The organism is Hydrogenophaga sp. YM1, from assembly GCF_016903055.1.
Classification (GTDB): Bacteria; Pseudomonadota; Gammaproteobacteria; order Burkholderiales; family Burkholderiaceae_C; genus Hydrogenophaga; species Hydrogenophaga borbori.
Window position 1 is genome coordinate 3,790,409 of record NZ_CP070223.1, and the last position, 26,212, is coordinate 3,816,620.

21 protein-coding genes are annotated in these 26,212 nt (G+C 68.4%); 11 read left to right on the forward strand and 10 right to left on the reverse strand.

The window, feature by feature from the left end; genetic code table 11:
- The first annotated feature begins 13 nt into the window (after positions 1–13).
- Entirely contained in the window at positions 14–298 is a 285-nt protein-coding gene (locus JNX00_RS17855; RefSeq protein WP_070397167.1) for an AraC family transcriptional regulator, read from the forward strand.
- Here JNX00_RS17855 and JNX00_RS17860 read toward each other — a convergent pair.
- The 5 genes from JNX00_RS17860 to JNX00_RS17880 all read right to left on the reverse strand — a co-directional run bounded on the left by JNX00_RS17860 (position 295) and on the right by JNX00_RS17880 (position 6,605).
- Positions 295–1,497: a tetratricopeptide repeat protein gene (locus JNX00_RS17860; RefSeq protein ID WP_175442771.1), complete on the reverse strand. Its 1,203-nt coding sequence runs from the start codon at positions 1,495–1,497 to the stop codon at positions 295–297. The genes JNX00_RS17855 and JNX00_RS17860 overlap by 4 nt on opposite strands.
- Positions 1,498–1,656: 159 nt before the next feature.
- Positions 1,657–2,355 carry an ABC transporter ATP-binding protein gene (locus tag JNX00_RS17865; protein ID WP_204743057.1) on the reverse strand — a complete coding sequence of 233 codons (699 nt, stop codon included), beginning with the start codon at positions 2,353–2,355 and terminating at the stop codon, positions 1,657–1,659.
- A 61-nt stretch (positions 2,356–2,416) separates the two neighbouring features.
- A complete protein-coding gene (locus tag JNX00_RS17870; RefSeq protein ID WP_204743058.1) occupies positions 2,417–4,270 on the reverse strand; it encodes a branched-chain amino acid ABC transporter ATP-binding protein/permease in 1,854 nt (617 codons plus the stop codon).
- Between the two features lie 13 nt (positions 4,271–4,283).
- A complete protein-coding gene (locus JNX00_RS17875) occupies positions 4,284–5,159 on the reverse strand; it encodes a branched-chain amino acid ABC transporter permease (protein WP_070397163.1) in 876 nt (291 codons plus the stop codon).
- 81 nt (positions 5,160–5,240) lie between these two features.
- Positions 5,241–6,605 carry a substrate-binding protein gene (locus tag JNX00_RS17880; RefSeq protein WP_070397162.1) on the reverse strand — a complete coding sequence of 455 codons (1,365 nt, stop codon included), beginning with the start codon at positions 6,603–6,605 and terminating at the stop codon, positions 5,241–5,243.
- 230 nt (positions 6,606–6,835) lie between these two features.
- Between JNX00_RS17880 and JNX00_RS17885 the strand changes: the two genes are divergently transcribed.
- From JNX00_RS17885 to JNX00_RS17900, 4 genes are read left to right on the forward strand one after another with little or no spacing between them, the layout of a single operon-like run.
- On the forward strand, positions 6,836–8,437 hold the full coding sequence (locus tag JNX00_RS17885; RefSeq protein ID WP_204743059.1) for a short-chain fatty acyl-CoA regulator family protein: 1,602 nt from the start codon (positions 6,836–6,838) through the stop codon (positions 8,435–8,437).
- A gap of 45 nt (positions 8,438–8,482) precedes the next feature.
- Complete coding sequence (locus tag JNX00_RS17890) at positions 8,483–8,854, forward strand: response regulator (protein WP_070397160.1); 372 nt, start codon at positions 8,483–8,485, stop codon at positions 8,852–8,854.
- Positions 8,855–8,871: 17 nt separating this feature from the next.
- Positions 8,872–9,117, forward strand: coding sequence for a hypothetical protein (locus JNX00_RS17895; RefSeq protein ID WP_070397159.1), 246 nt, complete (start codon positions 8,872–8,874; stop codon positions 9,115–9,117).
- A complete protein-coding gene (locus JNX00_RS17900; RefSeq protein ID WP_204743060.1) occupies positions 9,117–11,867 on the forward strand; it encodes a sensor histidine kinase in 2,751 nt (916 codons plus the stop codon). The genes JNX00_RS17895 and JNX00_RS17900 overlap by 1 nt, the downstream gene beginning before the upstream one ends.
- A gap of 40 nt (positions 11,868–11,907) precedes the next feature.
- Here the strand turns inward: JNX00_RS17900 and JNX00_RS17905 are convergent, their stop codons facing one another.
- A complete protein-coding gene (locus tag JNX00_RS17905; RefSeq protein WP_204743061.1) occupies positions 11,908–12,672 on the reverse strand; it encodes an enoyl-CoA hydratase in 765 nt (254 codons plus the stop codon).
- Positions 12,673–12,778: 106 nt separating this feature from the next.
- Here JNX00_RS17905 and JNX00_RS17910 point away from each other — a divergent pair, with 106 nt between their 5' ends.
- Positions 12,779–15,058, forward strand: a complete 2,280-nt coding sequence (locus JNX00_RS17910) for a patatin-like phospholipase family protein (RefSeq protein WP_204743062.1) — start codon at positions 12,779–12,781, stop codon at positions 15,056–15,058.
- Positions 15,059–15,091: 33 nt separating this feature from the next.
- Here the strand turns inward: JNX00_RS17910 and JNX00_RS17915 are convergent, their stop codons facing one another.
- On the reverse strand, positions 15,092–15,898 hold the full coding sequence (locus JNX00_RS17915; RefSeq protein WP_070397155.1) for a thioesterase family protein: 807 nt from the start codon (positions 15,896–15,898) through the stop codon (positions 15,092–15,094).
- Between the two features lie 192 nt (positions 15,899–16,090).
- Here JNX00_RS17915 and JNX00_RS17920 point away from each other — a divergent pair, with 192 nt between their 5' ends.
- The 5 genes from JNX00_RS17920 to JNX00_RS17940 all read left to right on the forward strand — a co-directional run bounded on the left by JNX00_RS17920 (position 16,091) and on the right by JNX00_RS17940 (position 20,871).
- Positions 16,091–16,876: an ABC transporter ATP-binding protein gene (locus tag JNX00_RS17920; protein WP_116960751.1), complete on the forward strand. Its 786-nt coding sequence runs from the start codon at positions 16,091–16,093 to the stop codon at positions 16,874–16,876.
- A complete protein-coding gene (locus tag JNX00_RS17925) occupies positions 16,876–17,583 on the forward strand; it encodes an ABC transporter ATP-binding protein (protein WP_070397153.1) in 708 nt (235 codons plus the stop codon). Before JNX00_RS17920 ends, JNX00_RS17925 begins: the two co-directional genes overlap by 1 nt.
- A gap of 58 nt (positions 17,584–17,641) precedes the next feature.
- Positions 17,642–18,853, forward strand: coding sequence for an ABC transporter substrate-binding protein (locus tag JNX00_RS17930; protein WP_070397152.1), 1,212 nt, complete (start codon positions 17,642–17,644; stop codon positions 18,851–18,853).
- 19 nt (positions 18,854–18,872) lie between these two features.
- A complete protein-coding gene (locus tag JNX00_RS17935) occupies positions 18,873–19,760 on the forward strand; it encodes a branched-chain amino acid ABC transporter permease (protein WP_070397151.1) in 888 nt (295 codons plus the stop codon).
- Positions 19,761–19,980: 220 nt separating this feature from the next.
- Positions 19,981–20,871, forward strand: coding sequence for a branched-chain amino acid ABC transporter permease (locus JNX00_RS17940; protein ID WP_204745096.1), 891 nt, complete (start codon positions 19,981–19,983; stop codon positions 20,869–20,871).
- Between the two features lie 58 nt (positions 20,872–20,929).
- Here JNX00_RS17940 and JNX00_RS17945 read toward each other — a convergent pair whose 3' ends face one another.
- The 3 genes from JNX00_RS17945 to JNX00_RS17955 all read right to left on the reverse strand — a co-directional run bounded on the left by JNX00_RS17945 (position 20,930) and on the right by JNX00_RS17955 (position 26,134).
- Positions 20,930–22,237: a dicarboxylate/amino acid:cation symporter gene (locus tag JNX00_RS17945; RefSeq protein ID WP_204743063.1), complete on the reverse strand. Its 1,308-nt coding sequence runs from the start codon at positions 22,235–22,237 to the stop codon at positions 20,930–20,932.
- Positions 22,238–22,416: 179 nt separating this feature from the next.
- On the reverse strand, positions 22,417–23,622 hold the full coding sequence (locus JNX00_RS17950; RefSeq protein WP_204743064.1) for an acetyl-CoA C-acyltransferase: 1,206 nt from the start codon (positions 23,620–23,622) through the stop codon (positions 22,417–22,419).
- A 112-nt stretch (positions 23,623–23,734) separates the two neighbouring features.
- A complete protein-coding gene (locus tag JNX00_RS17955) occupies positions 23,735–26,134 on the reverse strand; it encodes a 3-hydroxyacyl-CoA dehydrogenase/enoyl-CoA hydratase family protein (protein ID WP_204743065.1) in 2,400 nt (799 codons plus the stop codon).
- Positions 26,135–26,212 lie beyond the last annotated feature (78 nt).

A 26,212-nucleotide genomic window follows, 5' to 3' on the forward strand; every position in this document is an offset into this window, starting at 1 on the left:
ACAATGCCCCGCCATGAACACCCCACCGTTCGATGCGTTCCGTGACCAGGCCCTGGCCGAAGGCTTCGATGAGGTGTTGGAGCGCCGCTGGGCGCCGAACACGGTGCTGGGCACCCACACCCACCCGTTCTCGGTGAAGGCCTTCGTCGCCGAGGGCGAGATGTGGCTATCCTGCGGCGAAGACACGCAGCACCTGCGGGCGGGTGCGCCCTTCTCCCTGGGCCACGAGGTGCCGCACGCCGAACGCTACGGCGAGGCCGGCGCGGTGATCTGGGTGGCGCGGCGCCGCGCGGGCTAGGCGGCGCGGCGCAGCCAGGCGTACCAGCCCATCACGGGCCGGCCCTGCTCTTCCCGTATCGGCCCGGCCTCGATGGCCTGCACCGCGAAACCGTGAGCGGCGGCCAGGCGCTCGATCTGTTCGCGCGAATGCGCGTAGCGCAGGCTGGGGCGCAGCTGCAGGTCGCGCCCGGGATCGGCTCGCTCAACGCTGAAGGCAAAGCGGCCACCACTGGCCAGGCGGGCGGCGACGGCGGCGAAGACCGCGTCGAGCGGCCCCACGTAGATGAACACGTCGGCGGCGACGATGAGATCGGCCGGGACGTTGCTGGCGCGCAGGAAGCCGAGCAGGTCGCCGTGCACCACCCCGCGGTACGCGCCGCTGGCGCGGGCGCGTTCCACCATGGCGTGCGACGCGTCCACGCCCTCGACGGCGTCGGCGATCGGCGCGATCAAGCGGCCGCACAGGCCGGTGCCGCAACCCAGGTCCAGCACCAGGCCGATCCGCCGACCCTCGGCCAGCAGCGGCTTGAGCAGGGTATCGGGCGCGGCGTACCGCAGCTGCGCGAGCAGGTGGTCCTGAAAGTCGTCCGCGTACTGGTCGAACAGCGCGCCCGCGTACACCGGCGGCGGGGGCGGCGGATCGCGCAGGTCCTGCACCGAAGCGAGGTAGTGGCGGTGCAGCGCGGGCTCGGCACCGTGCTGCAGGGCCTGTTCGTAGGAGCGCGCGGCCTCCTTGAGCTGACCGCTCTCGCGCAGCAAGTGGCCGCGCTGGCTCCAAACCTCGGGCTCGCGCGGGTCGATCTCCAGCGCGTCGTCGAGCGCCTGCAGGGCCTCGCGCCAGCGCTCCTGGCGCAGCTCGCAATGCGACAGCGCGAGGTACAGGCTCGGCAGGAGGGCACCCAGCGCGATAGCCTGGCGCAGCGCGTGCGCCGCACCAGCCCACTGGTTCAGCGCTTCGCGGCTGAGGCCCAGGGCCGCCCAGGCGTCGCGGTGCGTCGGGTCGGCGAGCAGCGCGGCGTCCAGGCGCTCGATGGCGGCGTCCCATTGGCCCAGCCGGCACAGCGTGACGCCCAGGTTGGCCAGCACCGACGGCCGGCCCGGCACGAGCGCCTGCGCCGCCTCGTAGTCGGCGCGCGCGGCGTCCAGGCGGCCGGCTTCGAAGTGCGCGTTGCCGGCAAAAAAATGCGCCTTGGCGCGTTCGGTGGTGTCGTCTGACATGTCGGCGGGCAAGGAAGCGACGAAGACGCGCATCCTACCCAGGCGCGAGGGGCGCATGGCGCTTTCGCCACCGCCTTGCGTGCCAAACAATCGCGCTCCAGGCAACAAGCCCACGTCCATCGGCATTGCGGCGCCTCAGCGGCAGCGGCCCCTCTGGGCCTAGACGCCGAGGTAGCGCTGAAGAAGATCGGGCTGTGCCTTGAGCTCGGCGGCGGGCGCTTCGTGCACGATGTGGCCGTTGCCGATGATGTACACGCGGTTAGCCAATGCCAGCGTGGCGGCCAGGTTCTGCTCGACCAGCACAATGGTCTGCCCAGCCCGCGCCAGTTCGTGGCAGATGCGCACCAGGTCCTCCACGATGACCGGCGCGAGCCCCTCGAACGGCTCGTCGAGCAACACGATCTTCGGATTTCGCACCAGCGCGCGCGCGATCGCCAGCATCTGCTGCTCGCCTCCCGAGAGGTCGGTGCCCCGGCTGGCGCGTCGCTCCTTGAGCCGTGGAAACATGTCGTAGATGCGCTCCAGCGGCCATCGGTTGTCGGCGGTCAGCCCGGCAAGGACGATGTTCTCCTCGACATTGAGGCTGCCGAAGATGCGGCGGTCTTCGTGAACCAGCTGCACGCCGCCCCGCGCAATGTCGTGCGCGGGCCGGCCGACCAGCTCCGCGCCGTCGAGTCTGACGCTCCCGGATGTCGGCCGAACCACGCCCATGAGGCTCTTGAGCGTGGTGGACTTGCCCGCGCCGTTGCGGCCCAGCAGCGCCACCACCTCGTGCTTTTTCACCTGGAGCGCGACATCGAACAGGATGTGGCTATCGCCGTAGTGGCTGTTCAGCCCAGTGACTTCGAGCAAGTTCATGAGGTGCCCTCCGCCCTCGGGATGGCGGCGCAAGCCCTCTGCGGATCTGCGGATCGGTGTCTCATGCGTTCAATGCCTCTTCCTGGGCATGCAGCCCGCCAAGGTAGGCCTCCTGGACCTTCACGTTGGTCTTGATCTCATCGGCCGTGCCTTCCACCAGCACGCGACCTTCCTGCAGCACAGTGACTTTCTGCACCAGCTCGAACAGCGAATCCATGTCGTGGTCGATAACGATCATCGTGCGACCCAACGCGATCGACTTGAGCAGCGCCACGGTCTCGACGCGCTCCTGCGGACTCATGCCGGCGAGCGGCTCGTCCAACAGCAGCAGGCTGGGGGACGTGGCCAGTGCCAGCCCGATCTCAAGCCGCCGCTTCTCGCCATAGGCGAGCTCTGACACGGGCGTGTCGAGCCGGTCGCTCAGATGAACCAGCGCCGCGGTGTCGTGCACCAGCGCGTCCAGGCCCGGCACCTTCCACAGGCTGCGGAACAGGTCCAGCCTGAATTTGCCGCGAACCTCGCCGAGCGCGGCGATGCTGAGGTTCTGCTGCACGGTCAGCCGCTCGAAGAGCTGGTTGATCTGGTAGCTCTTCGTGAGCCCGAGCTGGCAGGCATCGGTAACGCCCAGGCTGGTGATGTCTCGCCCATCGAACACGATCTTGCCGGCGCTCGGCGTGACCTCGCAGGTGAGCATCTTGAAGAAGGTGCTCTTGCCCGCGCCGTTCGGTCCGATGATCCCGCGGATCTCGCCGTGATCGACGGTGAAGTCGATATCGCTGTTGGCCATCAGTCCCCCATAGCGCTTGCTCAGACCCGTCACCTGCAGCACGGGGCCGCTGCGGCTGGTGGTCGGCTTGTGACGGCTGGTGGTGGCCGTGCTAGCGAACGCCGACCCGGATGCCATGGACGCAGCGCCATTTGACCGCCGCGCCGCCGGCCCGCGGCCACGCGTGACGATCCGATAGGCATCGACGAGGGCTCCCACGATTCCGCGGCGAAGAAACACCACGAGCAACACGAACACCAGGCCCAGCACCAGCTTCCAGGTGGCGCCCAGGTGGAGCGTCGTCTGCAGGAAATCGCTCAGCAGCAGCCAGGTCGCCGCGCCCACCAGCGGACCGAACAGGGTGCCCGCGCCGCCGATGGCCGTCATCATGACGATCTCTCCCGAGGTGTGGAACATGAACGCATCGGGCGGCATGAAGCCTTGCATGAGTCCGAGCAGGCCACCGGCGAATCCCGCGTACATCGCGGCGACGACGAAGATGGTGAGCTTGTAGCCGTGAATGTTGTGACCGAGCGCCTGCGCGCGCTGCGGGTTGTCGCGGATGGCGCGCAACAGCAGGCCCACCGGCGAGCGCACGATGCGCAGCGCCAGCACCAGCGCGACGAAGTACCAGAACGCGAAGAACACGTACATCGCCTGGTTGCTCTCGAAGCCGAGTGTCGTGAAGCCCAGCTTCAGATTCGGTGGCGGCACGCCCGGCAGACCGTTCTCGCCGCCCGTGAAGGCCGAGAGCGGGTTGAACTCGACGAAGAAGAAGACCTCGGCGATCGCCACGGTGATCATGGCGAAGTAGATGCCGGTGCGCCGCAGGGCGATCAGCCCGATCACGTAACCGATGGCCCCTGCGACGAGCGTTCCGAGTACCACTGCGACGACCGTGTTGTCGAACGTCGTCTGCGTGAGCAGGTAGGCGGCGAACATGCCGCCGGTGCCGAAGAACGCCGACTGGCCGAACGACAGCAGCCCCGTGTAGCCGAACAACAGGTCGAAGCCGATGCCGACCAGCCCCATGATGAGGATCCGGTTGATGGTGGTGGGCGAGAAGCCCAGCAGGGGCAGGACGAAGGGGGCGGCGATCAGCGCGAGCAGCGTCAGTGCTTCGACGAGAAAGGGGCGTTGTCTGTGCATCGGGAGAGCGGTGTTACTCGCGACTTGCCGTGCCGAGCAGCCCGTGAGGACGCAGCACCAGCACCAGCGTCATCGCCACGAACAGCATGACGTAGGAATAGGCAGGATTGAACATGGAGGTGATGGAGATGATCTCGCCAGCGATCAGTCCTCCCAGGACGGCCCCGGGGAAAGATCCGACGCCACCGATGACCACGACGACGAAGGTCTGCACCAGGATGGCGTCGCCGACGTCTGGCGCGATTGCGACGACCGGGGCATTGACCACGCCAGCGAAGCCAGCCGCCATCGCGCCGATGCCAAACACCAGCATGAAGATCCTGTAGACGTTGATGCCGAGCGAGCTGACCATGGTCGCGTCCTCGATGCCTGCGCGAACGATCATGCCGATGCGCGTTCGATAGAGCACGAAATACAGCAACACCAGCGCCGCGGCCACAATGCCCAGCAGGGCCAGCCGGTAGGTCGGGTACATCATGAAACCCAGCGGCGTGATGCCCACCAGCGCGTCGGGCGGCGGCAGCCGTTTCGACAGGCTGCCGAAGAAAAAGCGCACGGCCTCGACGAACACGATGCCCAGCCCGAAGGTCACGAGCAACTGGTCTTCGGGAGGACGCGCATAGAAATACCGGATGATCAGCCGCTCGGTCAACAGGCCCACCAGCATGACGAACAACGAGCCGGCGAGGATGGCCACGAGGAAAGAGCCCGAGTAGCTCCAGGCCACCCAGCCCGCGTAGCCGCCCAGCATGAACATGGCGCCGTGCGCGAGGTTGAGTACGCCCAGCGTGCCATAGATGATCGTCAGGCCGGAGGAGATGAGCGCCAGCAATGCGCCCAGCACCAGCCCGTTGAAGCATTGCGAGATGAAATTGGCCCAGTTGATCACGCGGTACAGCCCTTTTCGTCGATGGATCGACCCGCAGGCCGATGCGCAGCGCTGCGTCCGGCGAAGCGGACGCAGCGACCCTCAGGTGTAGTCACCCGGCTTGCAGCCGAACGCATCGGGTGGCTGGATCACTGTGTCGCCGGGCACGATCTCGACCACTTCCCAGAAGTCCTCGTTGTTCTTCATGTCCTTCTTGGCCTTGCCGCGCACGATGACCACGGGGCGCACGCACTGGTGGTCCTGCGGCCGGTAGTGGACATCGCCCAGCAGAGAAGGAATCGTTTCACCCTTCTCGAACTGCCGGATGACGTCGGGCGGGTAGAAGCTGCCGGCCTGCGTGACCATGCGCGCCCAGTGCGCGAAGCTGACGTAGGCGTTCTCGGCGCCCCACTCGGGTCGGTAGCCGTGCTTCTGGCGGAAGGCGTCCACGAACATCTTCGCCAGCGGGTACTTGTCTTCCAGCGTCCACCAGAAGTCGGTCGCGGCGAAAACGCCAGCGGTGAGGTCCGGTCCCGCCTCCTTGGCGATGAAGGGAATCTGGTAGGGCAGAACGAGTGTCATTTTGGGGATGAGACCGAACTGCTTGGCCTGCTGCGTCGACAGCACGGCGTCTCGACCCCAGTTGACGTTGATCAGGAACTCGGCATCCGAATTCATGATGTTGGTGAGGTATTGGCTGAAGTCCTGCGTGCCCAGCGGTGATACCTGGTTCGTGACGACGGTCCAGCCGGCGTTCTTGGTCAGGTAGTCCTCAACCGATTTCGTGGTGGTGTGGCCGTACGTGTAGTCCGGCGTCATGAACGCCGCCTTGCGGTTCTTCCCGAATGTCTTGACCAGGATGGGGCCGATCGCGTTGGCCGCCATTTCGCCGTAGAAGCCTTGCCGGAAGCCATACCGCACGCAGTCCTTGCCGGTGGTGTCGTTGGACCCCGAGATGCCCGGCATATAGAGAATTTTCTCGCGCTGCGCAAACTTGTTGAGCGCCACCGCCACCGCCGACGAGGTGGAGCCGGTCATCAGAATGATCTTCTTCTGGTTGATGAAGGTCTGCTGCACCTGCACGCCCTGGTTGGGCTTGGCAGCAGAGTCGGCCGAGAGCAGTTCGACCTTCTTGCCGAGCACGCCCTTGTCGATCTTCGGCGCGAGCTTCTTCATCAACTCGTGGTTGGTGTTGATGTGCTCGACCGCGAGCTGCCAACCCTTGAGCTCGTCCTCACCTTGCGCCGCGTAGGTGCCGGTGAGCGGCACCGCAGCACCGATGTAGACCGTGTCGCCCTGCGAGCCGGCCGGCCAGGTGCCGATGGCCGACTTGTCCTCGGCGTAGGCCCATTGCACGCCAGCGAAGTTGCCGAGCAAGGCCGTTCCGGCGATGCCTGCGCCTCGGTACAGCACGTCGCGGCGCGAGATGGGGGGCGTCGTTTCCTGGGGGAGCGTGAACTTGGACACTGCTTTCCTTTCGTGGAGAGGGGTCTGGTTTCGGCCCAGGCCATTGCCGCGGAGGCCGACGCCTTGCGCGTGGCGGCTGCCTGTCTGAATGCAGGATCGCAGTTGCCCATGCGCCCCGCAACAGCGGTTGGAGCATGGCCGCCGATTTGGTGAAGAAACGAAAATCGCTTGTCAAAGCGCTGTCAACAATTGACACTGCGACGCAGCAAATTCGCCCCGCCCGCGCCCCGATGCCCCGCACCCTCGTCGGCCCCAAGATCCGCGATCGCCGCAAGGCGCTCGGCCTGACCCAGGCGGGGCTGGCGCACAGCATCGGCATATCGGCTTCCTACCTGAACCTGATCGAGAGCAGCCGCCGGCCGATTGCCGGCGCCTTGCTCAAGCGCGTGGCCGACGCGCTGTCGGTGCCGGTGGACGACTTCGACCGTGCGGCCGAGCGCCGGCTCATCGACGACCTGGGCGAGGCGGCGGCCGACCCCGCCATCGCCTCGCGCGCGCCCGACCCGGCCAGCGCGGCCGACCTCGCCGCCGGGCACCCCGAATGGGCCCAGGCGCTGGTGTCGCTCCATCGCAGCCTGCGCGACAGCCGACAGGCCGCCGCCGCGCTGTCCGACCGGCTGAACCAAGACCCCTTCCTGGGCGACGCCGTGCATCGCCTGCTGACGCGGGTGACGGCGATCCGCTCGGCCTGCGAAATCATGGCCGACCAGGGGGAACTTGACGCGGCGCAACGCTCGCGCTTCCTGGCCATCATCGGCGACGACAGCCGACGACTGGCGGAGGTGGCAAGCGCGCTCGCGGATTTCTTCGAGCCCTCTCGCGTCAGCGCGCGCTCGCTCACGCCGATGGACGACGTGGACGACTTCATCGCAGAACACGACAGCCACTTCCCGGCGTTGGAAGACGCTGCGCTGGCGCTGCGCGCCGCCGTCGGCGGCCCCGACAGCGACATCGAACGGCGGCTGGTGCGCTACCTGCAGCGCATGCACGGCGTGCAGGTGGTGTTCGCGGCCGAGCCACCAGCGAACGCCGCGCACGCGCGGCATGGCACCTGGTTCGATGCCCACGCCCGACGCTGCACGTTGCTGGAGGTTCTGCCCGGCACCACGCGCCGCTTCGAGTTGGCGCGCCTGGCGGCCCAACTGGCGTCGGGAGAAGCCATCGATGCGCTGCTCGACGCCTCGCTGCAAACCGATGCCGCGCGACGGGGTGCCCGGCGCGCGCTCGGCGCCTACACGGCCGCCGCGGTGCTCATGCCCTACGACGCCTTTCTGGCCGCCGCCCGCCGCACGCGCTACGACATCGACCACCTGTGCCGCCGCTTCGATGCCAGCTTCGAGCAGGTATGCCACCGGCTGGTCACGCTGCGGCGGCCCGGTGCACAAGGCGTGCGCTTCGGCTTTATGCGCGCCGATCCGGCCGGCCACATGACCAAGCGCTTCCCCCTGCCCGGCATGCCGCTGCCGCGCTACGGCAACGCTTGCCCGCTGTGGGCGGTCTACAAAGCCTTCCAGACCCCAGGCGTTCTGGAACGCCAGCTGGTTGAATTTCCGAACGCCCAGCGCTTCCTGCTGCTGGCGCGGGCGGTGGAAAAGCCGCGCCTGACCTGGCAGGTGCCTCGGCGTTTCGTCTCGGTGATGCTGTCTTGCGACGCCCTGCAAGCCGACCAGATGGTGTACGCCGACGGGCTGAACCTCTCCTCGGCCGCGCCGGCCGTCCCCGTGGGCCAGACCTGCCGGCTGTGCCTGCGCCCCGGTTGCGACTGGCGCGAGGAAGAACCCATCATCCACGCAGGGATTGACTCGATATCCACCGACGCCGGGTCGGCATAGACTTTGCTGCACGGCCGGCAAGCGCCCCGGTCGACGGAGACATCGATGACCATGCGCGTTTTGATCGCCGAGGACGAGGCGAACATCACCGAATCCCTGCGCTTCATCCTGGGCCGAGAGGGCTTCCAGGTCACCTGCGTGGCGGACGGCGAGAGCGCGCTGCGCCGCCTGCGCGCCGACCCGCCGCAGGTCCTGGTGCTCGACGTGATGCTGCCCGGCGTCAACGGCTTCGAGGTACTCAAACAGGTGCGCGCTGACCCGGCGCTGCAGGGGCTGCCGGTGCTGGTCTTGACGGCCAAGACGCAGGCGTCCGATCGGCGCATCGCCGAGGAAGTTGGCGCCAGTGCCTACATGACCAAGCCGTTCTCCAATCGGGACGTTGTCGAGCAGTTGCGGCGCATGGCCGAGGCCGCCTAGACACCGCAGGCCCCGCCATGGATTCGCGCTTCGCCGCCCGGGCCCGCCTCAAAGACGCGGCCGTGCTGCTGCCGTTCACCGGCCTGTTCCTGCTCATGCCTCCGTTCATCGGGCTGTTTCCGCCCGACGCGCGGCTGGCCGGCATCCCGGTCATGGTCCTCTACGTGTTCGGTGTGTGGGGCCTGCTGATCGCCCTGGCCGCGCTGCTGGCGCGCCGCCTGAGCGCCTCCGAGCGCCGGCCGCCCGAGCCACCGCCTGGCTGATGCTGTCCGGCGACGTCGTCCTCGCCGCGGCGCTCATCTACGTCGCGCTTCTGTTCGCCGTCGCTTTCTTCGGTGACTGGCGGGCCGGCCAGGGGCGCCTGGGGTGGCTGAGCTCACCGGTCGTCTACACGCTGTCGATCTCGATCTACTGCACGTCGTGGACCTACTACGGCATGGTCGGATCGGCCACGCGCGACGGCATCGAGTTCGCCGCGGTCTACATCGGCCCGATGCTGGTGTTCGTCGGCTGGTGGCTGCTGCTGCGCAAGCTGGTTCGCATCGGCCGGGTGCACCGCATCACGTCCATCGCCGACATGGTGTCCTCGCGCTACGGCAAGAGCACGGCGCTGGCGGCGCTGGTGACGGTCATCGCCGTGGTGGCGTCCACGCCCTATATCGCACTTCAGCTCAAGGCAGTGGTCGCCAGCTTCGAGGTGATCAGCGGCGCGCACGCCGATGGCGGCATGTTTGGTCCGCGGGGCGACTCGACGCTGGCGCTCGGGGTCGCCGTCGGCATGGCGGTGTTCGCCATCCTGTTTGGCACGCGCAACATCGACGTCGACGAGCGCCACCACGGCGTGGTCGCGGCCATCGCGCTCGAAGCGATGGTCAAGCTGGTGGCGATGCTCGGGGTCGGGCTGCTGGTGGTGTTCGGCATCGCCGACGGTCCGGGCGAGATCTTCGCGCACATGCCGGCGCAGCTGCTGCGCAGCGAGCAGGTGCTCGGCCCACGCTGGGTCACGGTGGTCTTCCTGTCGGCCGCGGCGGTGGTGTGCCTGCCGCGCCAGTTCCAGGTCACGGTGGTGGAAATCGGCAACGAGCGCCACCTGCGCACCGCCTCGTGGTTGTTCCCGCTGTACCTGTTCTTGATCACCCTGTTCGTGCTGCCGATCGCGATCGCCGGGCTGACATGGCTGCCGGCCGGCGCCAATCCGGACATGTTCATGCTCACGCTGCCCCTGTGGGCCCAGCGCCCCGAGGTCGCGCTGCTGGCGTTCCTGGGCGGCTTCTCGGCGGCGACCTCGATGGTCATCGTCGCCGCGATCGCGCTGTCGACGATGGTGTCGAACCACCTGATCCTTCCGGTGGCGCTTCGGCTGCCGCGGCTGTCGCTGGCCGCCAGTGGCGACATGCGCCGCCTGCTGCTGCGCAGCCGACGCATCAGCATCTGCCTGATCCTGCTGCTGGGCTTTCTCTACCTCAGGCTGAACGCGCGCTTCAACCCCATCGCATCCATCGGACTGACCTCTTTCGCCGGCATCGTTCAGCTCCTGCCCGCCCTGCTCGGCGGCTTGTTCTGGCGCCAGGCCACCGGGCGCGGCGCGGCCGCAGGGCTCTGCGCTGGCGCCGCTGTGTGGGCCTATACCCTGCTGCTGCCCAGCTTCAAAGGCGACTGGCTGCTGTCGGCGGCCACCATGGCCGACGGGCCCTTCGGCCTGCACTGGCTGCGCCCCTATGCGCTGTTCGGCCTCGATGGACTGGACCCGCTGGTCCATTCGGTGTTCTGGAGCTTCACGTTGAACGTGCTGCTGTTCGTCGGCGTGTCGCTGCTGCGCGATCCCAAGCCGCTGGAGCGGCTGCAAAGCGCCCTGTTCATCGACGTGTTCCGCGACCCGCTGGGCGACACCTCGCGCTTCGTCAGTCGCTCGGCCACCACCTCCGATCTGAACATCCTGGCCCAGCGCCTGATGGGGGTGGACGAGGCGCGCCAGCTGCTGGAAGGCGGCGCGGGCAGCGACGCGGGAGCCAACGAGCCGATCGCCGACGAAACGCTGATCGCCGAGCTGGAACGCAAGCTCGCCGGCAGCGTGGGCGCCGCTTCGGCGCGCGCCATGATCTCTCAGGTGGTGACCGGCGAGACCATCAGCCTGTCGGCGCTGCTGCGCATCGCCGACGAGACCGAGCGCATCCGCGCCTACAACCTGCAACTGGAGAACCAGTCGCGCCAGCTCGCCGAGGCGGCCGCGGAACTGCGCCTGGCCAACGAACGGCTGACGCAGCTGGACCGCCAGAAGGACGACTTCCTCAGCCACGTCAGCCACGAAGTGCGCACGCCCATGACCTCGATCCGCTCGTTCGCCGAGATCCTGCTCGACAGCGGCGACCTGGAGCGCGCCCAGGTGCAGCGCTTCCTGGGCATCATCCACGAGCAGAGCCTGCGCATGACACGCCTGCTCGACGGCATCCTCGATCTCAACGTGCTGGAAGACGGCGCCGCTTCCTGGATGCTGACGCCGGTGGACCCCGAGGTCGCGCTGGACAATGCGCTCAGCCTGTGCGAGGGCCTGGGCAGCGCCAGCGGCGTGCGGCCGCGGCGCCTGGCGCGCCTGGACGGCGTTCGGGTGATGGCCGACGTCGATCACCTGACCCAGGTATTCATCAATCTGATCGCCAATGCCATCCAGCACAACACCAGCGATGCGCCGCGGGTTCTTGTCAGCAGCGCGGTGCGCGAGGGCATGTACGTCGCGCTGATCGAGGACAACGGACCGGGCATCCACCCGAGCGAGCGCGAGCGCATCTTCTCCAAGTTCTCGCGCGGCTGGGCGCACACGCGCTCGGCGACCCAGGGCGCCGGGCTGGGCCTGGCCATCAGCTGGCAGATCATGCAGCGGCTGGGCGGCTCGCTGAAGCTGCTGCCGGCACGGCCCGGTGGCCAAGCCGGCAATTGCTTCCAGGTGCGGCTCGCGTGCTGCCCCCCCACGGCGACGCCCATGAGCACCCGTGCGCCATCGCCCCTGGCCGATTGACGTCCGCCGCCAAGGGCCCGCCACCGGCGGGGCGCTCGGTTCAGAGCGCGGAAAAATCCGGCTTGCGGCGCTCCATGAACGCCCCGAAGGCCTCCTTCGCCGCCGGCTCGCGCAGCATGCGGCCGAAGCTCTCGCCCTCTTCGGCGATGGTGCGCAGAACGCGCTCTTCCTGGCCCTTCTTCATGAGCCGCTTGGTCTCGATCAGCGAGCTCAGCGGCTTGGCCGCGAGCTTCTTCGCCACCGACTGCGCGTAGCCGTTCGCTTCGGTGGGCGGCAGCACGCGGTTGACCAGGCCCACCTCCAGCGCGGCCTCGGCCATGAAGGGCTCGCCCAGCAGCAAGGCCTCGGCCGCGCGGTGGTAACCCAGCATCTGCGGCACCAGCAGGCTGCTGGCGGCCTCGGGGCACAGGCCCAGATTGACGAAGGGCATGGAGAAGGCGGCGTTGTCGCCCGCGTAAACCAGGTCGCAATGGAACAGCAGCGTGGTGCCCACGCCCACCGCCGGGCCGCAGACCGCCGCCAACAGCGGCTTGGGAAAGGTGGCGATGCCCTGGAGGAAACGGAACACCGGCGAGTCCAGCCCGGCCGGCGGATTGTTCAGGAAGTCGCCGATGTCGTTGCCGGCGGAGAACACGGTCTCGTGGCCCTGCAGCAGCACCACGCGCACGCCGGGGTCGTTCACCGCCGAGGCCAGGGCCTCGGCCATGGCGCCGTACATGGCCGAGGTGAAGGAGTTCTTCTTGTCGACGCGGTTGAAGGTGATGGTGCGGATGCCGGCTTCGGTGTGGACGAGGATGTCGCTCATGGTCGTTGGCGGGAAAGGGTTGAAAACAGCAGCCGGGCAAGTTAACACGAAGGCCACCGGGTGGCCCACCTAAACTTCGGCGTTTCCCCCGCCCGTGCCGCCCGCCATGTTGACCCGCCTGCTGCTGACCTGCCTTGCCGCGTGCCTTGCACTGCCCTTGGCCGCGCAGACCCCGCCCACGTCCGCGCCCGCGGCCGAGCCCCTGCCCCCGCAGCCCCGGCCGCGCGTGGCGCTGGTGCTCTCGGGCGGCGGCGCGCGCGGCTTCGCGCACGTGGGCGTGATCAAGGCGCTGGAGGCCGCGCGCGTGCCGGTGGACCTGATCGTCGGCACCTCCATGGGCGCCATCATCGGCGGCCTGTACGCCAGCGGCATGACCGGCGAACAGCTCGAGCGCGAGATCCTGACCGTGGAATGGAGCGGCCTCTTCAATACGCGCCAGCCGCGCCAGGTGCTGTCGCAGCGCCGCAAGGAAGAGGACTTCGAGCTCTCGCCCGTGTTGCTGGTGGGCTTTCGCGACGGCGAGTTCCGCCTGCCCACGGGCGCGGTGTCCTCGCGCTCGCTGGAAATGCTGCTGCGCCGCTACACCCTGCCCACGCGCCACCTGAGCAGCTTCGACGCCCTGCCCACGCGTTTCCGCGCCGTGGCCACCGACATGGAGACCGGCCAGGAGGTGGTGATGGACCGCGGCGACCTGGCCGCCGCGCTGCGCGGCAGCATGTCGGTGCCGGGCGTGTTCTCTCCACTCGGCATGGACGGCCGCATCCTGGGCGACGGCGGGCTGGTGAACAACCTGCCGGTGAACGTGGCGCGCGCGCTCGGCGCGGACGTGGTCATCGCCGTCAACATCGGCACGCCGCTGGCCGGGCGCGAGACACTGGGCTCGCTGGTGGGCATCACCACGCAGATGGTGAACATCCTGACCGAGCAGAACGTGAAGGCCAGCATCGCCCTGCTCACCCCGCGCGACCTGCTGCTCACGCCGCCGCTGGGCACGCTCAGCTCGTCCGACTTCGACCAGGCCAAGGAACTGGTGCGCCTGGGCAATGCGTACGGGCGCACCGTGAACGCGGCGCTGGAGCGCTTCTCGGTCGGCGAGCGCGAGTACGCCGCCTGGACCGGGGCACGGCGCACGCAGGCCGAGCTCAACGCCACGCGCGTGGGCACCATTTCGGGCATCCGCTTCGAGGGCGTGGACGAGACGCGCGCCCAGCGCCTGGGCGTGGGCCTGGAGCACCTGAAAGGCCAGCGCGCCGACGTGCAGCTGATCGAGAACGACATGGAGGCCCTGGCCGCCACCGGCGACTACGAGCGCGTGGACTACCGCCTGGTGCGCAACACCGACAGCGGCGGCGAAGACCTGGTGGTGGGCCTGCGCGAGAACAGCTGGGGGCCGAACTACCTGCGCGTGGGCCTGGACCTTCGCACCGACTTCCGCGGCGAAGGCGCGTTCAACCTGCGCATCAGCCACAACCGCCACTGGCTCACGCCCAGCGGCACCGAGTGGCGCAACCGCGTGCAGCTGGGTGAGACCCTGGGCCTGTACTCCGAGATCTACCAGCCCCTGGACCCGCTGGCCAACACCTTCGTATCGGCCTATGGCGACCTGAGCGTGCGCAAGGTCGACCTCTACGGCGAGGAAAGCCGCCCGCTGGCGCGCATCCAGCGCGAGTCGCTGCGCGTGGGCGCGGACATCGGCTGGCCGATCGGGCGCCAGGGTTCGGTGGGCGACATGCGCCTGGGCGTGGTGGCCAGTTCACGGCGTTCGTCGCTGGAGCTGGTGCAGCCGGGCTTCAACCTGCAGCCCGACGTGCTGGACGTGCACTGGCGCGAAGCCGGCCTGCGCGCGGCCGTGATGGCCGACCAGCTCGACTATGCGAACTTCCCGTCGCGCGGCTACCGGGCCTTCGGCGAGGTGGTGGTGGGCAAGCGCCACGTGCGCGGCGGCGAGCGCAGCAGCTTCGCGCGGCTCGAGGGCTCGTACACCGGCGTGCGCAGTTTCGGCGAGCACACCTTCAACCTGGGCCTGCGCTTCGCGCACGCCAACAACATCCCCATCGGGGCGATCGACGAGTACTCGCTGGGCGGGTTCCAGAACCTCTCGGGCTTCCGCTCGGGACAGGTGGCTGGCAACTACCTGGCCTTCGGCCGCCTCACCTACTACCGCCGCCTGCCCTGGAACATCGGCATCGCGCGCGCGATGTTCGCGGGCGGCTCCATCGAGGCGGGCAACGCCTGGCTGGACCGGCGCGACGTGTCCTTTCGCCACCTGCTCGCCGGCGGCAGCCTGTTCGTGGGGGCGGACACGGGGATCGGTCCCCTGTACCTGAGCGTGGTGAGCGCGCCCAAGGGCTTCACGGGGCTGTACCTGTTCCTCGGCCGGCCCTGAACGCCCGCCGCCCCGGGTCGCTGGCGAAGCGCCTCACTCCTTGAAGTACACCACCTGGTGGGTGGTGGCCAGCAGCGCCCCCGCCTGGCTCCACACCTGCGCGCGCTGATCGAAGTAGCCGTTGCGAAAGGCGCTGGCCTGCGCCTGGCCCAGCAGCCAGCCCTCGCCCACCGCCGCCAGCTCGGCGGCCCCGGCGTGGAAGTACACCGTCATCGACACCGTGCCCGCCGGCACGCGCGTGGCGCGGCGCAGCCACACGCGCGGGTAGAAGACGTCGCACAGCGCCGCGAGGGCCGGGAAGTCCAGCGGGCGCGGCGGCTCGTCGCGCATCCACACCGTGGTGCGGCTGGACTCGCCCGTGCCGTCCCACACGCGCGGCATGGCGCCTTCGGGAAAGCGCAGGTCGTAGCGCTTGACCCATTCCACCGGCGCCATCATCGAGGGCTTGCCCAGCGCCGCTGGCGACAGCACCGGCGGCAGGGGCTCTTCCTGCGCGCCCCAGGTGTCGCGCCGCACCGCGGTGAGCGCGGTGGCGCTCAGCACGGTCTCGCCGCCCTGCTCGATGCTCACCGCCCAGTGCTGCGTGGAGCGGTTGGTGCGCACCGTCTGCGCCTCCACCTCGAAAGCGCCGTCGTTCAGCGCGGCGCAGAAGTTGACGGTGAGCGCCACCGGCTCGCCCAGGCGATCGGGGTGCAGCAGGAGGGCGTTGAGCGCGGTGGCCGCCGTGATGCCACCGAAGGGGCCGACCATGTTGGCCCAGGCCGGATCGGTGCGGCCGCTGTAACGGCCATCGGCCATGGCGTCGAGGGCAATGGCCCGGTCAAAAAGGTGCGGATTCATCCGGGGCAGTGTGCACCAGCGGCGTGCACCCACCCCCCGACTGTCCGCCGACCGACAGTCCGGCTGTTGCCTGCGCGACAAGCGCATGACGGGCGGCGGGCGTTCCGCCGAAATCCATAGCAGCGCCGCCGCGCCGCGTGGGGTTTCCCCTCATTCTTGATATGGGTCGCGTGCTCACAATGCCCCTCCTACATGGCACCGAACACCCCCAACGACTGCATTCTCGAAGCGCGCGGACTGGTCAAGGAGTTCAAGGGCTTCGTCGCCGTGAACGACGTCAACCTGCGCGTGCGGCGCGGCCAGATCCACGCGCTCATCGGGCCCAACGGCGCAGGCAAGACCACGGTCTTCAACCTGCTCACCAAGTTCCTCATCCCCACGCGCGGGCAAATCCTCTACAACGGCGAGGACATCACGCCGCAAAAGCCCGCCCAGGTGGCGCGCCGGGGCATGGTGCGCTCGTTCCAGATTTCGGCCACCTTCCCGCACCTGAGCGTGCGCGAGAACGTGCGCATCGGCCTGCAGCGCGCCACCGGCCAGTCCTTCCACTTCTGGAAGAGCAAGAAGGTGCTCGACCGGCTCGACGAGCGCGCGATGGCGCTGCTCGACACCGTGGGCCTGTCCGAGTTCGCCGACTGGGTCACGGTGGAGCTGTCCTATGGCCGCAAGCGCGCGCTGGAGATCGCCACCACGCTGGCCACCGAGCCCGAGCTGATGCTGCTCGATGAGCCCACGCAGGGCATGGGCCACGAAGACGTGGAGCGCGTGACGCAGCTCATCAAGAAGGTGTCGGCCAACCGCACGGTGCTGATGGTGGAGCACAACATGAACGTGGTGTCGAGCATCGCCGACACCATCAGCGTGCTGCAGCGCGGCCAGGTGATCGCCGAGGGCGACTACGCCACCGTATCGGCCAACCCGCAGGTGCTGGAGGCCTACATGGGCAGCGCCGACGCGCAGCTGCAAGGGGCGCATTGATGGCCGCTGAAGAACTGCTCCGCCTCAGCGGCGTGAACGCCTGGTATGGCGAGTCGCACATCCTGCACGGCGTCGACCTGCAAGTGAACCGCGGCGAGGTCGTGACCTTGCTCGGCCGCAACGGCGCGGGCCGCACCACCACGCTCAAGGCCATCATGGGCATGGTGGGCAAGCGCGCGGGCTCGATCCGGCTCTTCGGGCAGGAGACCGTGAACATGGCGACGCACCAGGTGGCGCGCCTGGGCCTGGGCTACTGCCCCGAGGAACGCGGCATCTTCGCCAGCCTGAGCTGCGAGGAGAACCTGCTGCTGCCGCCCGTGGTGGCCGACGGCGGCATGCCACTCGACGAACTCTACGAGCTGTTCCCCAACCTCAAGGAGCGCCGCCACAGCCCGGGCACGCGCCTGTCGGGCGGCGAACAGCAGATGCTCGCGGTGGCGCGCATCCTGCGCACGGGTGCCAAGCTGCTGCTGCTCGACGAAATTTCCGAAGGCCTGGCGCCGGTCATCGTTCAGACGCTGGCGCGCACCATCCGCACGCTGCGCGAGCGCGGCTTCACCATCGTGATGGTCGAGCAGAACTTCCGTTTCGCGGCGCCGCTGGCCGACCGCTTCTACGTCATGGAACATGGCCGCATCGTGGAGGGCTTCGGCGCCGCCGATCTCGACGCGAAGATGGGCATGTTGCACGAGTACCTCGGCGTCTGACCCTGGTCGCCGGGTTTGGGTCTTTCCACGTTCACACACCGATGAAGGAGACGACGACATGAAGACGACGAAGAAATTGCTGGCCACCGCGGCGGCGGCCATGCTGACGGCGGGGGTTGCGCAGGCGCAGATCTCCGATGGCGTGATCAAGATCGGCGTGATGAACGACATGTCGGGCCTGTACGCCGACATCGGCGGACCGGGCTCGGTGCTCGCCGCACGCATGGCGGTCGAGGACTTCGCGCCCGAGAAGAAGGGCATGAAGGTCGAGGTCGTCTCGGCCGACCACCAGAACAAGCCCGACGTGGGCTCGACCGTGGCCCGCACCTGGTACGACGTGGACAAGGTGGACGCCATCTTCGACGTGCCCACCTCGTCGGTGGCGCTGGCCATCAATCAGATCACCAAGGAAAAGGGCAAGGCCTTCATCAACACCGGCGCGGCGACCTCCGACCTGACCGGCAAGCAGTGCAGCCCCAACACCGTGCACTGGCTGTACGACACCTGGATGCTGGCCAACGGCACCGGCGGGGCGATCGTGAAAACCGGCGGCGACACCTGGTTCTTCCTGACCGCCGACTACGCCTTCGGCCACGCGCTGGAACGCGACACCGAGGCCGTGGTGCTGAAGAACGGCGGCAAGGTGCTGGGCAAGGTGCGCACGCCCTTCCCGGGCAGCGACTTCAGCTCCTTCCTGTTGCAGGCCCAGGCCTCCAAGGCCAAGATCATCGGCCTGGCCAACGCCGGCGGCGACACCATCAACAGCATCAAGCAGGCGGCCGAGTTCGGCATCACCAAGGGTGGCCAGAACCTGGCCGGTCTGCTGGTGTTCCTGCCCGACGTGCACGGCCTGGGCCTGGCCACCGCGCAGGGCCTGATCTTCACCGAGACCTTCTACTGGGACCTGAACGACCAGACCCGCGCCTGGAGCAAGCGCTTCGCCGAGCGCAACGGCGGCAAGTACCCCAGCTCCGACCACGCGGGCGTATACGCCTCGGTGCTGCACTACCTGAAGGCGGTGGAGGCCGGCAAGACCGACGACGGCACCAAGGTGGTGGCCAAGATGAAGGACATGCCGACCGACGATCCGCTGTTCGGCAAGGGCACGATCCGCGCCGACGGCCGCAAGATCCACCCGGCCTACCTGTTCGAGGTCAAGAAGCCCTCGGAGTCGAAAGGCCCTTACGACTACTACAAGGTCCGCGCCACCATCCCCGCCGACCAGGCCTTCCGTCCCCTCAAGGACGGCGAGTGCCCGCTCGTGAAGTAAGCACCGGAGCGTTCTGAGCATGACCGAGATCTTCGGCGTCCCCACCGCGGCCCTGTTCGGGCAATTGCTGATCGGGCTGATCAACGGCTCGTTCTATGCCCTGCTGTCGCTGGGGCTGGCCGTGATCTTCGGTCTGCTCAACATCATCAACTTCACGCACGGCGCCCAGTACATGATGGGCGCCTTCGTGGCCTGGCTGCTGCTCAACAAGCTGGGCATCGGCTACTGGTGGTCGCTGCTGATCGCGCCCGTCGTGGTCGGGGCCACCGGGGTGCTGATCGAGCGCTTCATGCTCAAGCGGCTCTACCAGCTCGACCACCTCTACGGCCTGCTACTGACCTTCGGCATCGCGCTCATCATCCAGGGCCTGTTCCGCCACGAGTACGGCTCCTCGGGGCAGCCCTACGCGATCCCGCCGCAGCTCATGGGCGCGCAGAACCTGGGCTTCATGTTTCTGCCCAACTACCGCGGCTGGGTCGTGGCCGCCTCGCTGGTTGTCTGCCTGAGCACCTGGTTCGTCATCGAGCGCACCAAGCTCGGCGCCTACCTGCGTGCGGCCACAGAGAATCCCACGCTGGTGCAGGGCTTTGGCGTGAACGTGCCGCGCATGATCACGCTCACCTATGGCTTCGGCGTGGGCCTGGCCGCACTGGCCGGCGTCATGGCCGCCCCCATCTACCAGGTGAGCCCGCAGATGGGCTCGGACCTGATCATCGTGGTGTTCGCGGTGGTGGTGATCGGCGGCATGGGCTCCATCATGGGCGCCATCCTCACGGGCTTCGGCCTGGGCATCATCGAAGGCCTCACCAAGGTCTTCTACCCCGAGGCCTCCAGCACGGTGATCTTCGTCATCATGGCCATCGTGCTGCTGATCCGGCCCGCGGGGCTGTTCGGAACCCAGAAATGAAACACCCTCGCCGCGCTTCGCGCGCCCCCCTCAAGGGGCCGGCGCCTACGGCCCGGCACAGCCGGTTCCGTGGCACCCCTGGCCGCACAGCCCCGCGTGCCACGCGATGGGCCATCGACGGGAATTCCTGATGAGCACCTCGACCACCACCATCGCCCACGCGGGCAGCGCCCACAAGGCCCCTGCCGGCACCTCGTCCCTGGTCATCGCCTTCGCCATCATGGCCGCGTTCTTCCTGATCGCGCCGGTGGTCGTGTACCCCGTGTTCCTGATGAAGGTGATGTGCTTCGCGCTCTTCGCCTGCGCCTTCAACCTGCTCATCGGCTTCAGCGGCCTGCTGTCCTTCGGCCACGCCATGTTCCTCGGTGGGGCGGGCTATGCCTCGGCGCACGCCGCCAAGGTCTGGGGCTTCACGCCCGAGCTGGCCATCCTCTTCGGCACCTGCTGCGCGGTGCTGCTGGGCGTGGTGGTGGGCGCGCTGGCCATCCGCCGCCAGGGCATCTACTTCGCCATGATCACCCTCGCGCTGGCGCAGATGGTGTTCTTCTTCAGCCTGCAGGCCCGGTTCACCGGCGGTGAAGACGGCATCCAGGCGGTGCCGCGCGGCCAGCTCTTCGGCCTGGTCGACCTGAGCCAGCCCATGGCCATGTACGCCGTGGTGTTCGTGATCTTTTTCGCCGGCTTCCTGCTGATCTGGCGTGTGGTGCACTCGCCCTTCGGCCAGGTGCTGCAGGCCATCCGCGAGAACGAGGCGCGCGCCACCTCGCTGGGCTACGACACCGACCGCTACAAGCACCTGGCCTTCGTGCTCTCGGCCGGCCTGGCCGGCGCGGCCGGTGCCACCAAGGCCATCGTGTTCCAGCTCGCCTCGCTCACCGACGTGCACTGGAGCATGTCGGGCGAGGTGGTGCTGATGACGCTGCTCGGCGGCATGGGCACGCTGTTCGGCCCGGTGGTGGGCGCGGCCATCATCGTCTCGATGCAGAACTACCTGGCCCAGCTCGGCGCCTGGGTGACGGTGGTGCAGGGCGTGATCTTCGTGATCTGCGTGCTGGCCTTCCGCCGCGGCGTGGTGGGCGAGATCGCGAACCTGATCAAGAAGCCGCTGTAAAGCAGCCGCCCGCAGGCGGCGCGTGGGTGGGCCTCCCGGTGGGGCGGGGGGTGACGGCTCAGACCGTGTCTGGCGCCTTGACCGGCACCGCCACCGGCCGATCGGCCACGGGCCAGTCGCGCGCGAGGGCCTGGGGACCGTCGAGCTTGCCTTCCCACTGGGCGATCACCGCCGTCGCGATGCTGTTGCCGATCACGTTGGTGCCGGTGCGCCCCATGTCCAGCAGCACGTCCACGCCCAAGATCAGCAGCAGGCCGGCCTCGGGCACGCCGAACATCGGCAGCGTGGCGGCGATGACGACCAGCGAGGCCCGGGATACGCCGGCCATGCCCTTGCTGCTCAGCATCAGGAACAGCAGCAGCGTCAGCTGGGTGGCGAGGGGCATCTGGATGCCGTAGACCTGGGCCACGAAGAGCACCGCGAACGTCAGGTACATCATCGAGCCGTCGAGGTTGAAGGCGTAGCCCAAGGGCAATACGAAGCCGCTCACCTCGCGGCGCACGCCGAACCTCTGCAACTGCTCCAGGGTCTTGGGGTAGGCGGCCTCGCTGCTGGCCGTGGAGAAGCCAATGAGGGCGGGCTCCTTCAGTAGCTTCAAGAGATGGAACACGCGCCCCCGCAACACCAGGTAGCCGGCGGCGATCAGCACCAGCCACAGCGATCCCAGCGCGACGAAGAAACTGAGGATGAACCTGGCATAGGACCCCAGCACGTCCAGCCCCTGCACCGCGATGGCGGCGGCGACCGCGGCGAAGACGCCCACCGGGGCGAACAGCATGACGAAGTCGGTGACCTTGATCATCACGAGCACCAAGGCGTCGATGGCCGAGACGAGCGCGGGGTCCACATGGGACTTGACCGCCCGCAGCCCGAAGCCGAAGAAGAGCGAGAACACCACGATCTGCAGCACCGAATTGGTGGCCATCGCGCTCACGATGCTCGTCGGGAACACGTTGAGGAGGAAGTCCTTGACGTTCAGCGAGCTGGTCTTCAGGTGGGTGGTGGCCTGGTCGTCGGGCAGCGGCAGGCGCAGGCCCGCGCCCGGCTGCAGGGCGTTGGCCCACAACAGGCCCAGCAGCAGCGACACGAAGGACGCCCCGACGAACCAGGCCATGGCGCGAGCGCCCATGCGGCCCACGCGGCTCTCGTCGTCCATGCCCGCGATGCCCGCGACCAGGGTGGCGAACACCAGGGGCGCGATGATCATCTTGACCAGGTGCAGGAAGATGCCCGCCACCACGCTGAAGTGGTCGCCCCACTCCTTGGCGGCGGCCGCGTTCGGGGCCATGGCATGGCACATGTAGCCGGTCGCCACGCCGAGCACCAACGCGAGCGCGATCCAGGCGGTGAGTCTGTTGAAGTGCAAGTGGGTCTCCTGGGGAAAGGGATGGCGGCCGGCTGAAACGCCCGCAGCCTCAGTGGACAGCCGCCTGGCGACGTTCCCCCAACCATCCATATGGCCGGGCCGCCGACGCGCCGGCGCGGCGCAGCCCCCCAAAAGCAAAGGCGCCCCGGGGGGCGCCTTCGTCATGGCGGCGGCGGTCCTTACACCCGCTCGAAAATCCCCGCCGCGCCCTGCCCCATGCCCACGCACATGGTGACCATGCCGTACCGCTTCTGGTGGCGCTTGAGTGCGTGCACCACGGTGGCTGAGCGGATGGCGCCGGTGGCGCCCAGCGGGTGGCCCAGGGCGATCGCGCCGCCCATGGGATTGACCTTGGCCGGGTCCAGGCCCAGGGTGTTGATGACCGCCAGCGACTGGGCCGCGAAGGCCTCGTTGAGCTCGATCCAGTCCATGTCGTCCTGCTTCAGGCCGGCGTAGCGCAGCGCGGCGGGAATCGCCTCCACCGGGCCAATGCCCATGATGTGCGGCGGCACGCCGCGGCTGGCGTAGCTCACGAAGCGCGCCAGCGGCGTGAGGCCGAAGCGCTTGACCGCGGCCTCGCTGGCCAGGATCAGCGCGCCCGCGCCGTCGCTGGTCTGCGAGCTGTTGCCCGCCGTGACCGAGCCGCGCGCCGCGAACACGGTGCGCAGCTTGGCCAGGCCTTCCAGGCTGGTGTCGGGGCGCGCGCCTTCGTCCAGGTTCACCGTGCGCGTGCGCTTGTTCACCTCGGCCGTGTCCAGGTTCACCGCGCGCTCGGTCACCTCCACCGGCGTGATCTCGTTGGCGAATTCGCCGTTCTTCATGGCGATGAGCGCGCGCTGGTGCGACTGCAGAGCGAACGCGTCCTGCGCCTCGCGCGAGACCTTCCACTGCTGCGCCACCTTCTCGGCCGTGAGGCCCATGCCGTAGGCAATGCCGTACTGCTCCACGTCCTGGGTGTTGGCGAAGATGGCGGGCGACAGGCTGGGCGAATTGCCCATCATGGGCACCATGCTCATGCTTTCGGTACCGGCGGCGACCATCACGTCGGCCTCGCCCACGCGGATGCGGTCGGCCGCCATGGCCACGGCCGATAGGCCCGAGGCGCAGAAGCGGTTGACCGTGATGCCGCCCACGCTGTTGGGCAAGCCGGCGAGGATGGCGCCGATGCGCGCCACGTTCAGGCCCTGCTGCGCCTCGGGAATGGCGCAGCCGCAGATCACGTCTTCGATGGCCTTGGGGTCCAGCCCCGGCGCCTGCGCCAGCGCCGAGCGCAACGCCAGGGCCAGCAGGTCGTCGGGCCGCAGGTGCTTGAACGCGCCCTTGTGCGAACGCCCGATGGGCGTGCGCGTGGCGGCGACGATGTAGGCGTCTTGGATTTGCTTCATTGGAGGAACTCCAGAGGTATTGGTCCAGAAACACCGCGGAACCGGCTTTGCCGGACCGCTGGTGTTGCCCCCTCGAGGGGGTGACGGGCAAAGCCCGGCGCGGGGGTGTTCATCAGTTCCTCACCGGCTTGCCGGTGTTGAGCATCCCGAGGATGCGTTCCTGCGTCTTGGGGTGCGTGATGAGCGCGCAGAAGGCCTGGCGCTCCAGCGTCATGAGGTACTCCTCGCTGACCAGGGTGCCAGGGTCCACGTCGCCGCCGGTGACCACGTTCGCGATCAGGCTGGCGATGTGGAAGTCGTGCTGGCTGATGAAGCCGCCGTCGCGCATGTTCACGAGCTGGCCCAGGATGGTGGCCTTGCCGTCGCGTCCGGCCACGGGGAACAGGCGCTTGTGCGGCGCGCGGTAGCCGGCGCGGAACATCGCCTTCGCTTCGTTGAGCGCGACGAACAGCAGCTCGTCCTTGTGCGGCACGATCAGATCGGACTCGAGCAGGTAGCCGATGGCGCGCGACTCGATCGCGCTGGTGCCGACCTTGGCCATGGCGGCCGCCGTGAAGCCCTCGGTGAGGAACGGCAGCAGGTCCTTGCCGGTGGAGCTGGCCGCGTTCTCGGCCGCGCGGCGCGCCACGTAGGTGAGGCCGCCCGCGCCCGGGATCAGGCCCACGCCCACCTCCACCAAGCCGATGTAGCTCTCCATGTGCGCGACGCGCCGGCCGCTGTAGACGGCCAGCTCGCAGCCACCGCCCAGCGCCATGCCACGGATGGCCGAGACCACGGGCACGCTGGCGTAGCGCAGGCGCAGCATGGTCTGCTGCATGAAGCCCTCGGCGTCCTCGATGGCGGCCACGCCCACGGCCAGGAAGGCCGGCAGCATGGCCTGCAGGTCGGCGCCCACGCTGAAGGGCTCGTCGCCCGACCACACCACCAGGCCCTGGTACTGCGCCTCGGCGAGTTCCACCGCCTGCATCAGGCCCTCGCAGACCTCGGGGCTGATCGCGTGCATCTTGGTCTTGATGCTGGCGATCAGGACCTCGTTGTCGAGCGTCCAGAGCCGCACCGCGTCGGTTTCCTCGACGGTGGTGCCGGCATTGGCGAAACGCGGGCCCGCCTCGCCGAGCAGCAGCTCGGGGAAAGGCTGACGCTGGTAGACCGGCAGTTCACGGCGCGCCTCGAACACGCCCTTGGTGGGGTTCCACGAACCCTGGGCGGTGTGCACGCCGCCGGCCTCGGCCACCGGGCCCTTGAACACCCAGTCGGGCAGCGGCGCCGTCGACAGCGCTTTGCCGGCGTCGATGTCCTCCTGGACCATCTTCGCCACCTCCAGCCAGCCGGCTTCCTGCCACAGCTCGAAGGGACCCTGCTTCATGCCGAAGCCCCAGCGCATGGCCAGGTCCACGTCGCGCGCGGTGTCGGCGATGTTCGCCAGGTGCACGGCCGCGTAGTGGAAACCGTTGCGCAGGATGGCCCAGAGGAACCGCCCCTGCGGACCTGTGCTGTCCTTCAGCAGGCGCAGGCGCTCGGCCGCGGGCTTCTTGAGCATGCGGCCATAGACCTCGTCGGCCTTCTCGCCCGAGGGCACGTAGTCGCCGCTCGCCAGGTCGAAGCGCTGGATGTCGCGGCCCACCTTCCTGAAGAAGCCAGCCTTGGTTTTCTGGCCGAGGTGGCCCTTGTCGAGCAGGGCCTTGAGCACGGGCGGCGTGCCGAAGCTGCCGTAGAACGGGTCGCTCTCGGCGCTCAGGTTGTCCTGCAGGGTCTTGATGACGTGGGCCATGGTGTCCAGGCCCACCACGTCGGCGGTGCGGAAGGTGCCGCTGCTGGCGCGGCCCAGGCGCTTGCCGGTGAGGTCGTCCACGACGTCGAACGTCAGGCCGTGGTTTTCCACCTCCTTCATCGTGGCCAGCATGCCGGCAATGCCGATGCGGTTGGCGATGAAGTTGGGCGTGTCCTTGGCGCGCACCACGCCCTTGCCCAGGCCGCTGGTCACGAAGGTTTCGAGCTGGTCCAGGATCAGCGGCTGCGTCGCCGGCGTGGCGATCAGCTCCACCAGCACCATGTAGCGCGGCGGGTTGAAGAAGTGGATGCCGCAGAAGCGCGGCTGGATGGCCTCGGGCAGCGCCTCGCTCAGCGCCGTGATCGACAGGCCCGAGGTGTTGGACGCCACGATGGCGTGCGGGGCGACGTGCGGCGCGATCTTCTGGTACAGGTCGCGCTTCCAGTCCATGCGCTCGGCGATGGCCTCGATGACCAGGTCGCACTCGCCCAGCAGGGGCATGTGCTCCTCGTAGTTGGCCGCGACGATGAGGTCGGCGTCGGCGGCCACGCCGAGGGGCGAGGGCTTGAGCTTCTTCAGGTTTTCGATCGCCCGGGTGACGATGCCGTTCTTCGGGCCTTCCTTCGCGGGAAGATCGAAGAGCACGACAGGCACCTTGGCGTTGACGAGATGGGCGGCGATCTGCGCGCCCATCACGCCCGCGCCGAGCACGGCGACTTTTCTGACGTTGAATCGGTTCATTGAAAGTACTTTCCTTGGCGGGCTAGCTGTTGCGCCTCGCACGAGGGGGAGTGGTCGAGGGACACCGAGGAACCGGCT